Source organism: Hanstruepera sp. CR43 (assembly GCF_055227665.1).
Genome location: NZ_CP200078.1, coordinates 568,086 through 581,691, shown reverse-complemented (window position 1 = coordinate 581,691; position 13,606 = coordinate 568,086). Strand labels below are relative to the sequence as shown.

The 13,606-nt window shown below is 38.7% G+C and carries 12 protein-coding genes; 7 read left to right on the top strand and 5 right to left on the bottom strand.

Annotation, left to right across the window (positions count from 1 at the left end):
* Positions 1-17: 17 nt before the first annotated feature.
* From ACKXGU_RS02500 to ACKXGU_RS02485, 4 genes are all read right to left on the bottom strand, one after another.
* The gene (locus tag ACKXGU_RS02500; protein WP_463466501.1) at positions 18-1,355 is read right to left on the bottom strand and encodes an NAD(P)-binding domain-containing protein; all 1,338 of its coding nucleotides are present in this window, start codon (positions 1,353-1,355) and stop codon (positions 18-20) included.
* Positions 1,355-2,167, bottom strand: a complete 813-nt coding sequence (locus ACKXGU_RS02495) for a hypothetical protein (RefSeq protein ID WP_463466500.1) — start codon at positions 2,165-2,167, stop codon at positions 1,355-1,357. The genes ACKXGU_RS02500 and ACKXGU_RS02495 overlap by 1 nt, the downstream gene beginning before the upstream one ends.
* A gap of 319 nt (positions 2,168-2,486) precedes the next feature.
* Positions 2,487-2,837, bottom strand: coding sequence for a ribose-5-phosphate isomerase (locus tag ACKXGU_RS02490; RefSeq protein WP_463466499.1), 351 nt, complete (start codon positions 2,835-2,837; stop codon positions 2,487-2,489).
* A 33-nt stretch (positions 2,838-2,870) separates the two neighbouring features.
* On the bottom strand, positions 2,871-6,290 hold the full coding sequence (locus ACKXGU_RS02485) for a VPS10 domain-containing protein (protein ID WP_463466498.1): 3,420 nt from the start codon (positions 6,288-6,290) through the stop codon (positions 2,871-2,873).
* A gap of 232 nt (positions 6,291-6,522) precedes the next feature.
* Here ACKXGU_RS02485 and ACKXGU_RS02480 point away from each other — a divergent pair, with 232 nt between their 5' ends.
* Together ACKXGU_RS02480 and ACKXGU_RS02475 are read left to right on the top strand one after the other, a co-directional pair.
* A complete protein-coding gene (locus tag ACKXGU_RS02480; RefSeq protein ID WP_463466497.1) occupies positions 6,523-7,290 on the top strand; it encodes a hypothetical protein in 768 nt (255 codons plus the stop codon).
* Between the two features lie 229 nt (positions 7,291-7,519).
* Positions 7,520-7,666 carry a hypothetical protein gene (locus tag ACKXGU_RS02475; protein ID WP_463466496.1) on the top strand — a complete coding sequence of 49 codons (147 nt, stop codon included), beginning with the start codon at positions 7,520-7,522 and terminating at the stop codon, positions 7,664-7,666.
* A 783-nt stretch (positions 7,667-8,449) separates the two neighbouring features.
* Here the strand turns inward: ACKXGU_RS02475 and ACKXGU_RS02470 are convergent.
* Positions 8,450-9,103: a hypothetical protein gene (locus ACKXGU_RS02470; protein ID WP_463466495.1), complete on the bottom strand. Its 654-nt coding sequence runs from the start codon at positions 9,101-9,103 to the stop codon at positions 8,450-8,452.
* Between the two features lie 346 nt (positions 9,104-9,449).
* On the opposite strand from ACKXGU_RS02470, the gene ACKXGU_RS02465 reads away from it, so the two are divergent.
* The 5 genes from ACKXGU_RS02465 to ACKXGU_RS02445 all read left to right on the top strand — a co-directional run bounded on the left by ACKXGU_RS02465 (position 9,450) and on the right by ACKXGU_RS02445 (position 13,565).
* Positions 9,450-9,617: a hypothetical protein gene (locus ACKXGU_RS02465; RefSeq protein WP_463466494.1), complete on the top strand. Its 168-nt coding sequence runs from the start codon at positions 9,450-9,452 to the stop codon at positions 9,615-9,617.
* A gap of 36 nt (positions 9,618-9,653) precedes the next feature.
* Positions 9,654-11,315 (top strand): tetratricopeptide repeat-containing sensor histidine kinase, encoded by a 1,662-nt coding sequence (locus ACKXGU_RS02460; protein WP_463466493.1) that lies wholly within the window; start codon positions 9,654-9,656, stop codon positions 11,313-11,315.
* 1 nt (position 11,316) lies between these two features.
* Positions 11,317-11,982, top strand: a complete 666-nt coding sequence (locus ACKXGU_RS02455; protein ID WP_463466492.1) for a response regulator transcription factor — start codon at positions 11,317-11,319, stop codon at positions 11,980-11,982.
* A 193-nt stretch (positions 11,983-12,175) separates the two neighbouring features.
* Positions 12,176-12,904, top strand: a complete 729-nt coding sequence (locus ACKXGU_RS02450) for a hypothetical protein (RefSeq protein ID WP_463466491.1) — start codon at positions 12,176-12,178, stop codon at positions 12,902-12,904.
* Positions 12,905-12,923: 19 nt separating this feature from the next.
* Entirely contained in the window at positions 12,924-13,565 is a 642-nt protein-coding gene (locus tag ACKXGU_RS02445; protein WP_463466490.1) for a hypothetical protein, read from the top strand.
* Positions 13,566-13,606: the final 41 nt, after the last annotated feature.

The following is a 13,606-nucleotide window of genomic DNA, read 5'->3' as shown; positions in this document are numbered from 1 at the left end:
TGTTTATACAAAATCAGCTACTTATACTTTTTCACAATGTAACCAAAGCGTTTGGTGATTTCAATACCCGCACGTTCCAGAAACTTGGTGGGTAATTCACCACCGGCAAAAATATAGACCAGATCATTGTCTAAAACGGTGGTTGAACCATCCTGTAATTCTAAATGTACGTTATTATCATTAATTTCAGTCACATTAGACTCAAAAATAATATGCAAGGAACCATCCTGTTCTGCTTTTAGAACGTTATCCTTATTAGCAGGCTTCAACCGCGAAAACTTATCCTTACGGTAGGATAAAGTCACCGTATTGCGGTCTTTGAGTAATAGGGCAGACTCAATGGCCGAATCGCCACCACCAACAACTAAAACCTGTTTGTTTTCAATGGTTTCCGAATCTAGTAGGCGGTAAGCTACCTTTTCTGAAACTTCTCCCGGAACGTCCAATTTACGCGGTGTACCACGTCTGCCAATAGCCAACAGCACATTCTTGGCAAGATATTCGGTATTTTGATTCGTCACCACCTTAAAGCTTTGATTAGGTTGTGGCACAATATCCTCAACTTTGGTTTGCTCAACAATGTCTAAATCGTGTTTATCAATAACTTCATTCCAGATGGTTAACAGTTCATCTTTGGAGGTGTTGAACAACTTAACCTTACCATGTAACGGTAATTCCATAGGCGATGTCATCACAACTTTGGCTCTCGGGAATGTATATACAGTACCACCCAGGGAATCCTGCTCCAGGGTTATCGCTTTTAAACCATGCTTTTTGGCAGCAAGCGAAGCTGAAATACCAGCAGGACCTGCACCTACAATAGCCACATCATATTCGGTTTCAGTGGCTTTGCTTTTACTTTTAGCAATACTGTCCATAGCCTGCTGACCTTGTTCCACACTGTTTTTGATAAGTCCCATGCCGCCAAGTTCCCCGGCAATAAAAATACCAGGCATATTGGTTTCAAAGTTTTGATTCACATGGGGCAGATCCACACCACGGGTTTCCGTACCAATTCTTAAAGAAATGGCTTCAACCGGACAAGCGTGAAAACAGGCACCATGTCCCACACAGTTAGAAGCATTAATTACGGTAGCCTTCCCGTTTACAATGCCCAGAATATCCTTTTCAGGACAGGCTCGTACACAGGCACCACTGCCAATACATATATCCGGATTAATGTAGGGGTGTAGGGATACCGGTTCAAACAAACCCTCTTCCTTGGCAGTGGCTACCTTTTTTGCCACTACTTTGGACGATTTGTTTTTCTTCAATAGATAGAAACCAATAATCAGGGCACATATTAAAAACACGGCACCGTACACAATGATTTCTTCCAGTAACAAATCACTCATTAGAAAATCCATTTATAGCCAAAGGTAAAGGCCACCACAATATGGATGATGACTATCACCAGCATAATTAATGCAAAAGGCATGTGCGCTACATGCCAGTATTTAAAGTATTTTTTCATGGTCTCCAGGCGCGCAATCTTTTTAGATAAACTGCGTTCACCTTGAAGCATCTTCAACAGGTTTTTACTATCGGTTTTAGACAAGTTGTTGTTTTTAATGACCTGCTTGATACTGGAAAGCGATAGCGTTTTGTCAGTGGTATAATTAACAAACAGATTGATATCGCTTTCGGCAACCTGATAGTCTTCACGCAGCACTTGGGCAATATCGGTTTTCATGTTCTGGACTTCACTCAAGCTTAAGGCACGACCCTCAATGGTACGCGGTATTTGGATGTAGATAAACCGTCCAATCACACCACTGGCAACCACAGCCACCATACTCCAGAAAGCAATGGATACAATACCACCAAACTTAAAAGCCGTATGAAACAGGATTAAGATAGGGCCAAGGGTGCATAAAAAGATATGGAATTCCAACAAGTACTTCAACCGCACATGCCTGCCCAAAATATTATATCGTTTATGTAAAATATAAACCGAAACCCCAATCAGCATCATCAGGGTGCCAAACACGCCCAGACCTTGACCAAACAGGCCACTGGGTTTAAACCAACTGTGTTTAGGGTGATAAAAACGCTCTTCTAAAGCGGTGGAATAATACGAATAGCCATTAATGGCTAAATAGGCGGTTACAATGACTATAATGGAGACTAGAATACCAATATAGATTTGATGGGCTGTCTTACTCAATGTTAATGACTTATGTTATAATGCATCTAATGTAATAAAATTTCCATATAATTTTTCCTAGCCTTTTCAATATAACAACTCAAATACCAAAACTCCTGAAAAAAACAACCTACCATGTCTAGAATTTAAATGCGTCAGCTCGAGTGGGCCTAGGGTAAACGTCCGTACCTATCGAGAACTAAATGCTTTCAAGGTTTAATATAGTAATACGTTTTGTCATCCTGTCCCGACCGATAACGCTTAGATATTCAAGGCATAAAAATGCAGCATAGATTTTTTTGGTTCTTTTTTGATCAATGCAAAAAAGAATGAATAAAAACTAATTAAACCATACCGCATACCGTTGCCGCCGCAATTCCAAGGCTAAAGCACGCTCCAGTTTCAAAGCTTCTGCTCGGGTACTCAAGGGCGCAATATGATTATACAAACTAGGGCGGAGGTAGGAACCGTATTTTTGTACAATATTGGATGATAGCTTCACGCCCTTGCTGTTTCGATAGCCCGTTTTATGTTGCAACAGGCGTTCTTGGGGTGTTTTACTGGTCATACCCACATACAAACATTCCAGCACCCCATTAAACTGTGGATTGGCAGCACGAAACTTGGCGTTTTCGGTGAACACCTTCTTTTTGAGTTCGACCACGTAGATACGATATTGAGTTTTGGGCATCACATAATAGTTGATTTATAAATGCAATGACCACTACTTAACAATAACCCGCAAAACAGCACGCTGCTGTCCAGATTGAACAGTCACCAGATAAACTCCGGAAGCCTCATTAATGGAAAGCTCCAATAATTCAGACTCTTTGTAAGTCATGGTCTTCACGGTTCTACCGGTAATATCGTTAATGGTTAACTGAATATCGGTATAAACTTGCCCCAGATTAATGGCAAACGCCCCATCCGTTGGGTTGGGGTAGAGAACTGGTTCAATCTCAAAGGAATTCTCAATAATACCTAACGACTCCGAAACTACCAAGGCATAATCTTCCACCTCACCATCAAAATCGGTTTCACATAAGGCTGGTGCTGTATTGTACTTGGCCGCAATGCGCATGGTGGTTTCACCCACTACCGCATCATTGGGAACGGTTATACTTACTGGCGATAAATTGGTAATCCCATCGGCAGTATTCACAGCAAACCCTAAATCATAGGTTTCATTGGCATCCTCAAAATCAGAATCTTGGTTCCAGTCTATCCAGGCTGTCGCACGCACGGTATAATTACCATCAGTATTCAGGTTCACGTTCAATTCATAAGTACTGCCTTGCTCTACATCAGAGGATAGGGTTTCGGTATAATCTGTATAAGGCTGGGTTTTTCCTGTGGCATTAAAAATGCCATTAAAATCCACCAAAGTAATGGCCGTATTCCAAGTCATGTTTCCAAAGGACTCACACGGAGGGCAGTCATCCACCACAGTCACCATATTGGTAATGGTTTTCGTATCAGAGTTGCCGTTACCATCTGTAACGGTCAAGGTCACATCATACGATCCGGCTGCACCAAAAACCACTTCCGGATTTCGAACCGTTGTGGACGATATGGACTGCGGTTCAGGGCTAATGCTCCAGGTCCAGGTAGCCCCATCATGGTTCAATATCGAGTAACAATCAAAACGCACCGTTTCTTCCAAGCAACGCACTTCGTTACTATAGGTTATCGGTTGGGCAATAGGCTGAAAGTCGTTTTCTACCATCTGGCGTCCCCAGACACCACGACCATTAGTGCCTAGTCGTAATTCCGAATCGCGGTAAAACGGATTAATCTGTAAGGATTTGGTAATTAAAGGTAAATCGGTGGAATAGTTCAACCAGTCGCTAGAACTACTATCCCAGTAAAACACCCCATTTCGGGTAGCCACATATACCACGGTATTAGAGCCGCCTTGGTATAAAATATCAGCTGTATCCTCACCATCCAGGGTACTCGTGGTACGGTTCAACCAGGTATCACCACCATCAACGGTTACATGTACTTTACTACCATCATTCCCGCGAGGGGTACAAACCCAGACCTCATTTTCATTTTCTGGATGCACCGAAATACGAAAACGCCGTCTGTTACCCGTAGGGTCCGTAGTCGTTTTGTTCCAGGTTTGCCCGGCATCGTTGGATTTCCATATTTCACAGGCATCCCAGTAACCACCTAGTTTATTATAGACGGCATAAATCACGTCCGGATTACTTCGGGATATCTCCATTTCATAAATCAATCCGTTGGTATCTGGAAAGGTGTAAATAATGTCAAAGGTCGTCCCGCCATCAGTCGATTTATACACATTATTGGCAAGTCCCACATAAATATGGTCGGCATATCGCGGATCAAAATACACACCGCTGCGTTCTGCTGCCAGATAAGATTCATTAGGGCGCACCGGTAAGGATGGGTGCGTCACTATCGCTTCCCCAAATACTTCAGGTATGGTTCTTACCGATGTATTGTTACTGGCATAGTGCGTGCGGTACAGCAGTTTTCGGCTTTCAACCGGATGCACATAGCCAGAGGCTTCTTCCACACCACCAATATTATAGGCCTTACCCAGACCGTAATCCTCAAACCAGCCCGAAGTCCCATCGTGGTATTTACCACCCGTAAAAGTGTCTTCATTCCAGCCGGTATTAAAGCCCCAAAAATGCGCGGCTTGGATGCCGTGGTTCAACGCTACATGACTGGCAAGCTCATCATTGGAATAGTTTATACCACCATCGGAAGCCACCCAGATGTCGTTACCATGCACTTCCAGGTCCTGCACATCGGCATGAATATAGGTTAAGCGGGTACTATTGGCGGCACCAATAGACTGAAAGGTTTGCCCACCATCAGTCGATTCAGTTAAACGAATGGTGGCAATCCAGATTTTATCAGGATCCGTGGCACTGGCTTCCAGATCAAAATTAAAGAACCCCTGATGGTAACCATCACTATAGGCAGCCACATTCCAGTTATCGGTGCTGTTAATGGCCCCATAAGGACCACCATCCTGTCCCGAGGGATTCGTCCAGCTATCCCCACGGTTAGTACTTTTATAAACCCCAATCCAGCCTTGGTCGCCTGCTTTCGAGGCACCAATTAAACAGGCATACACCAGGTCTGCCGAGGCTTCAGTCACCGCTATTTTAGCACCGCTGTCATTGGCATTGGCTAAATCGCTGGGTACATACCAGCCCGTATCTTTGAGGCTCCAGTTGGACCCATTATCATCACTTCTAAACAGTTCACAGCGTTTGGCTGTAGGATTGGTTTTCAATAGGTACACCACGTTGGTATCAGTTGGGTGGTACTCAATATCCCAGCAGGTATCGGTAAAAACTGGCGTCCAGGAGGTTCCGGCATTGGTACTTCTAAACAAACCGGAGGAACCCACATGATAAATAATATTGGTATTGGCAGGCGAAAACACAAACTCATAGCCCGTGCCATCTGTAAAATGGCGTTCGTTCCAGCTCGTGCCACCATCCAGTGATTGGTAAATACGGCGGTTGGAGGCTACCAGTAAATGGTTGGGATTACTGGGGTGTATTTTCACGGCGGCATTCCCACCGGCAAATACTTCACCCAAAGAAATCAGGGTCCAGTTGTTTCCCTTGTCTACACTTTTATAAACCCCACCAGCTTCGGTACCGCAAATCAGGATATCGGGGTCGGACTCCGATTGGTCCAGGGCATACACGTTTTTGTGCCATGAAACTGGTATGGCGGGATTCCCACCATAGGTTTCAAAAGGACCCATGGCCACCCAGCCCAGATCCGAACCCGGTACACGCATGCTTTGGCGATCATCATACTGACTTTTTAATTGATTGTTTCGTTGGGTTTCTTCCTCCAGGGTGGGTAGTTTAATATACCCATTGCCATCCAGTAAGGGTTCCACCTGCAGGATCCAGTGCTTGTGGTTTTGGGTATGCACGGTCTTCACAAAGGGGTTGGTTTTATAATAGGCGTGGTATAAATTTTCTACCTCAATCACATTCGGGTTGTCACTGTACATCATTCGGGCCCACTCGGGTGTATTGGCATCGATGATGGGGATGGTTTTAAAGAATTCGGGGCGGTTTTGGCTATAGCCTAGGGTTAGAAAAAGGAAACAAAGGAGGGATAATATGGCGCGTTTCATGTTGGGTATTTTTTGGTAGGGTTGTTAGTTTTTAAGTAAAGGTTAAAGATACCGAATAAAATGTAATTATTGTAAGCTGTTATAAAGGAGTTAAATTGTTTGCCTGTATTAAATCGATTTTATTAGAAAATTATTCATAACTTTAGTACCAATACTAACCAAAAGCTTTTCTTCGCTTCTTCTCTTACCCAATCGGGTTGATTAAAAAAGGGCTTTACGAAATTCAATTATTATGAAAAATTTATTGTTCGGTCTTGCACTGTTATTTTGTGCAAGCTTACATGCACAACGTAGTGCCGAAAACGATTATTGGAACTCTTGGCGATACACGCCAAAACAAGGCATGACGGCCGATTTTGAGGCAGCCGTGGCTAAAAAAATGCGCCAGTTTAATAATTCTGCAGAAACAGGTATGGTTACCTATAAGATTGTCACGGGCAGAAACAGTGGCACCTATGAACGTGTGGAGTCTATGAAATACCCAAAAGATTATGACAAAGATCGCTCTGCTGAAGCAGACTATTGGCAAAAGAATGTGTCTAAATTTGTTGAAAAAGCAAGCGGACAATTACGTTGGGATCGCATTAACAATGCCACACTCAATTGGGACCCGGAAAATCCAGGGTCACCTTCAAAATATTTAGAGCGTACCACGTATGATGTAAAACCAGATGGCATAATGCATTTCAGAAGATTTGTATATCGCATCACAAAAACATTGGAAAAGAGAGGCTTTAAAGACACCCAATTAATGTTTAGATGCATTAGTGGTGGCAGTGATAATATGTTTGTTGTTGTTAGGGGTTGGAATAATTACGCCGATAAACCATGGACTGACGTCGAGCACGAAAACGATTTTATGGAAGACTACGAGGAGTTATTTGGCTGGGGCACCTTTAGAGAAGACCAGAAAAATTTCGACGGGTCTTTGGAAAGTTGGGGAGAAATGACAGAGACTATGCAATTAGTACCGTCTTTAACAACTGGAATGATGAACTAGTTTACATTACCTATGATAATTATAAAGCCTATCTGTAGCAGATAGGCTTTGTTATTTAGAATCATTAATCATAAATATTATGGTTAGGTGATCATAAGGTTACCATTATTACATGTACTAGACAAACTCTCTAATGTTAAGACAATGCTAAATATATGATAATTAATGATTTAAAACATCTATGCTGGGTGTTTACACCGTATCTTTAATAACACCAAAAACAAATGCTATGAACTTATTAGAAAAATTACGACTACAACGATCCAAACCCCAAAAAGACACATCACCAAAAGCAAACAGTGAGCCAGTGCTAACGCAAAAACAAAAAGCACTCAAAAACTTTTACAAAGACGAGGATAAGAACTTGTTTATCTAGATGGCACTTGCATCCTCTCTGAGTCTGAAAACTGCGTTTGATAATACATTATAGGTTTTGAATGAAATCATACCACTTTAAAGTTTCCACTTAAGAAGCTGGCCTTATTTTTATAACGTAGTAAAACCAAGTCAAGGCCAGGTAGGGCAGTGGAGCATTGCCAAGTAAAACGATTGCAATGCGCATGATACGGCTTTGACGCTAGGTTTTCAAGGAATAAAAAGAGATTTAAAGAATCCATATTGGGTAGCTGTACAACAGTAAAAGCCTACAATACTGCGTATTTCTGCGTCACTAATGAATAACGTTTGGTTTAAGATTTACCTGACGGTGAATCCAAAGGGGAATGCTTTACCGCAGTAAAAGCCCGCAATACTGCGTATTGCAGTCCTTTTTTATACCCCTGTGCTTACAAGCAAGCTTGACGCTTCGGGGTATAAAAAAAGCCTGATGATACCATCAGGCTTTTACTGCTGTAGCGAGGACGAGATTTGAACTCGTGACCTCTGGGTTATGAAAATTTTAACTAAATGAAAATCAGTTAGTTAAGTGTATTTTTCATTCAAAACGTGTTCAAAAACGAGCTGGTTTTTGTTCACTTGATTAATAATAATTTTGAATTTCAATATATAAATTATTTGGAATAAAACACTGTTTTTGAACGAGATAATTTTAGTTCGAATATTGAACTGTATTTTCAAAATTTAGAAGTCAGCAAAAGAGCAATAATCGAAATTAAATGAACACGATTTTTGGGTAGCCAATTCTGCATAAAGGCTCAAATCATTCATTATCCAATATATATTTTTTAATCATATACTCTGTTATACCTTTTAAAGTCTTTCCAGTTACAGGGTGCATACCGTAATTATTGAAATATTCATACTCCCCTTTGACTGATTTACCATACCAAAGATTTGGAGAACCATCTGCTTTAAAAAATGGGTATGTATCGTCTGGTTCAACTCGTTCAAATTGAGAAAGTAATCGATCATCTATTGGTACCGTATTTTCGGCTTCACAATTAACCTTCTCATATCTCGTATTATCTACCCAAGCCATGCATTTATCAGCTGTTGCTTCATATCCAAAATAGCTCGCTAACACAACCAAACCACCCATGACTACTTTTTGAGGTAAGCTCTTTTTGGTTTTTTCTCTAACAACAACATGGTCTTTTTTGAATGCGGCAAAGTCATGATAACCCAAGTATTTGGATAGGGAATTAGCTATGTCTTGTCTGATGTTTACATTGGGATTATGTCCTTTAACCAAATCATTGTAATAATTACGAAGAGTTTTGTCAGTAATAGCAATGTCATAACGTTCATCAATTTCATTCACGATGAATTTTGCTTGTTGAGTTAATACATCAGATTGAGAATCGGTTGCAGCTTTTTCAAAGACTAACGTTACTAATTTCTGGTTGGCATTCATACAAAGAAATATTCCGTAATAAAACTACAAATATTTAGGAAATAGTCATGGAAAAATCCTTTCCATAGCATTTCCATGCGCTTTCCATGTATACTTCAAGCTATTCTTTTCATTTGCTACATAATTGATTTATGCCTTTTCGCAGAGGCTTGCGGAAATCAATTTATGGAGTAGCAATCCTAGGTGTGTTCTTGTTGAGAAGTAAAGAAACACTCGGGACTTGCGCTCCAACTTCTCAAAGCGAGAACGACGTCTTCTCACAACATGAAGCGTGCTGCTGGCCATGAAAGTATCCAAAATCTTTTGGACAGCAACACTATTGTAAAATTTCAAAACTTTTTTAAAAATGAAAAGATTACTAATCATGCTCATGGTAATGAGCACATACATAGGTTTGGTGTCTTGTAGTCCAGAAGTCATTCAAGATAGCACCGAACAGGCACAAGATTGCTGTGGTAACGAAGGAGAAATTCCACCGCCACCACCACCGCCACCACCAGGAGAAGGCGGATAATGTTGTCTATTGACAATTAGTTTTTAAATTAGGGGAATGATAAACAAAGTTAAATCATTCCTCTTTTTATTTCTTTTCATATCACTTGGTATGTTTTCTCAATCCATCAAGGAAGGCAATAGTCCATTAGATAGTAGTCAATATTATTACCAGAAAGTTTTAAAACCCCAATCAAAAAATGACTTGGTCGAAGCCTATGCTTACTATAAAAATCAAAAAGAAGTTCAATTACAAGATTCTGATACTACCAATGCGATTTATAGCCTAAGGCAAATAGCCATTATTCAAAATGGACTGGGTATGCTGCATGATAGTGAAAAATCATCTATTGAGGCCTTAAGACTATTAGAAAATCAGGAGGTAAATGCAATAACTAATGAGTCAAAAGTTGGTATTTATAACCGTTTGGGCAAAACGTATCGGGAATTAATGGAATATGAAAAGGCTATCGAATTTTACAATAAAGCTATCCAGTTAACCTCTAATCAACAACATAAAATTATTTTATGGAATAATATCGGGTATGCCTATTTAATGAGTAATAATTATCAGGAGGCAGAAGCATTATTGTTGCGTGTATATGACCAAAGTAAAGTCATGAACGATTCGGTAAATCTGGCTCGGAGTGCTGATAATTTAGGCATTGTTTACAGCAAACTTCAGGATAATAGGGCTTGGGATTATTTGACTGAAGCTCTGAATATTCGATTAAAATTGGAGAATAATTCACAAATCATGTCAAGCTACTATGATATAGCCGAACATTTTAAACGCCAAGATAATTTTGAGGAAGCGAATTTTTATGCCCAAAAGGCTTTAGATTTAGCACAAATATCCAACAATCCAAAAGAACTGATGGCTGTACTTGGCTTATTGGTCAGTTTAAAGCCAGATCAGGATATCCGTATGTACAAAGAAATACAAGATAGCATTCAGCAGGCCGATTTGATATACCAAGGCAAATACGCTTCCAAAAAATATGATTTGGAGAAACAGGAACAATTGGCCAGGCAACGCTTATTGGAAGTTCAAAAACAAAAATCCTATAAAATTATCTACGGTCTCTTGGCGCTTATCATTAGCCTGATAGCCTTATTCATTTTCTTTTATTTAAAAAGTAAATACCAAAAGGAAAAAGAAGTTGAAATTGCCAATACCGAGTTACGTATTTCTAAAAAAGTTCATGATGAAGTTGCTAATGATGTCTATCATATCATGAACAAAATTCAACACACAGCATCAAAGTCAGATACTGTGCTGGATGATTTAGAAATAGTTTACAATAAAACAAGAGACATTTCCAGGGAGTATCATGATATTAAACTGGATGATGATTTTCAAGAAGTGTTGCTCGAACTGCTCTCAAGTTATAAAAACCAGACTACTAATGTCATTGTTTCTGGCATATCCAAAATTCAATGGGATAAGGTATCCAATAAGAAAAAGATAGCTGTATATCGGGTGCTACAAGAACTCATGATAAACATGAAAAAACACAGTCATGCAAGCTTGGTGGCCATTACCTTCAGTAACGATAATAAACATGTCCTTATAAATTATAAGGATAATGGTGTGGGAACCAACCTGAAAAAACAAAATGGTCTCTTGAATACGGAAAACCGTATTTTTTCTATAAAAGGTTCTATTACTTTTAAAACCGAAATAAACGACGGCTTTAAAGTCTTAATGAAAGTTTAGCATGTTCAAAAAAGTAATAGTGTCAGATGATTTGGTTAGCATGAACCTGGGTATGCTCACGGCACTCGAAACCTTAAAGGTAAAAGAAGTCACTCCTGTGCAGTATTGTGACGATGCCTATCTAAAAATTAAAAAAGCATTTTTGGATAATGCCCCATATGAATTATTGATTACCGATTTGTCCTTTAAAAAAGACCATCGGGATCAAAAGTTTGAATCAGGCGAGGAGTTGATAAGAGCTTTGCATCAGGAGTTTCCAGAACTTAAAATAATTGTCTATTCCATTGAGGACCGCATACAAAAAGTGCGTAGACTGGTTAAAAAGTACCAAGCCAAAGCCTATGTATGTAAAGGTCGACGAGGCCTTATAGAATTATCCGAAGCCGTAAAATCAGTTTACAATAATGAGTTGTATTTATCCGATCAGGTCTCACAGGCTTTGAACAAGAAATCCGATTTGGAAATCGATGATTATGACATTCTTTTGGTAAAAAAACTGGCTAACGGGCTATCACAGGATCAAATAAGCCAATTGTTTAAAGAAAACGATATTAGTCCATCTAGTTTAAGTTCCATTGAAAAACGATTAAACAAACTACGCATACAATTCAAGGCCAACAATGCCATACACCTGGTGGCAATTGTAAAAGATTTAGGACTTATTTAACACAATACGGAAAACAGTAAGGAAAGTAGTATAGCTTCTTGTAGTTTAGCTGTGCTATTAATTAATTAGTTAGTTTAGGAGGATTATGTAAGGTATGTCTGTTTAACGGGCATACCTTTTTTTACTTACGGAATTCCGTAAGGATATTAAACGGGATGGTAATAAGTTTGGAATATTAACTAATTAAACCATTATGAAAAAATTTATTATTTCTATCTGTATTATTTTTTTAGGCACCTTATTTTCTTTTTCTCAAGATATTATTGTAAAAAAGGATGGGGATGAAATCAAGTCTAAAATATTGGAAATAACCACCAATGTCGTGAAGTATAAGGATTTTAATAATCTTGAAGGTCCAATAAGAAATATTGAAAAATCAAATGTTTTTATGATTATATATGAAAACGGTACACGAGAAAAAATCAATACTGATAAGGCTAAAGAAGAAAACCAATATACAAGAGTTGAAACGCCATCAATTTATAATGATTATGATGGTTCTTACCTTTTATTGGCAGTTGGATATGGTAATAGTTATGGGGGTGCAGGAATTAGAGTTTTGTACCGAACTGGAGGAATTGTGGGTGTAGGGTTTCATGCGGGAGTAGGGTATTTTCCAGAAGCACCAGTGCTTGGCTCTGCCGGTATTAAATTTTATCCATATAAGGGACTGTATATTAATGGTCAATTTGGGTTATATGGCTATGAAGAAACCTATTCTTACAACTATGGAAGCAACTATTATAATAACGACAAGGAGTTATTGTATGGTCCGGCAGCCTTAATTGGTGTCGATTGGACTTGGGGTGATAAAATTGGTTTTGGATTTAATGCAGGAGTTGGAGGTGCTTATTATTTGAATACTAATTACAATGATGAATTCGACATCGCTTTAGATTTAGGGTTTGTAATTAGATTATAATTTTAAAAGATTATCAGAAATGAAAAACTGTTTGCTAATATTGTTTTCAATTATTCAGGGACATTTGTGTGCTCAAGATATAATTATCAATATAAAAAAGGATAGCATATATGCTAATATCGAAGAAATTGGTTTGGAAGAGGTTAAGTATAAAAGATCAGATTTAGACGATAGTCCAATATATTATATCCATAAAAAGGAAATATCAAAGATTATTTATTCAAATGGTGTAGAGGAATCTTTTATCGATAATAAGGGCAATGAAATATCTTTACAGGAAACCAAAGATTTTATAGTTGAGTATATAAATAAATATGGTTACGAAGAAGATTCTTTTAAAAGCCATTACAAAGCTGTTTTTGAAGGGAATTATTTACGATTAATTGAGTTAAAGAAGAACAGTAACGAAGAAAAAAACAAGGGAATTCTTTATGACTTTTCTAATGTTTACAAATTTCAAAGAGTATCAAGGCGGTCGGACCAGTTGGCATATGTTAATATTTTTGTATCGATTTTAAAAAATGAGAAAAGAAACACTTGGGATAAACATAAATTGATTATGAGGGTAAGTAGTCCAGATAAAGCCGATTCTATTTTGAACGCTTTAAAGCATTTAAATAAACTACTAAATGAATCTAAAAAGATTGATTCAAAATTTTAATTATATTTTTTTAAATTTGAATTTGTAAGTTGTATAAAAAT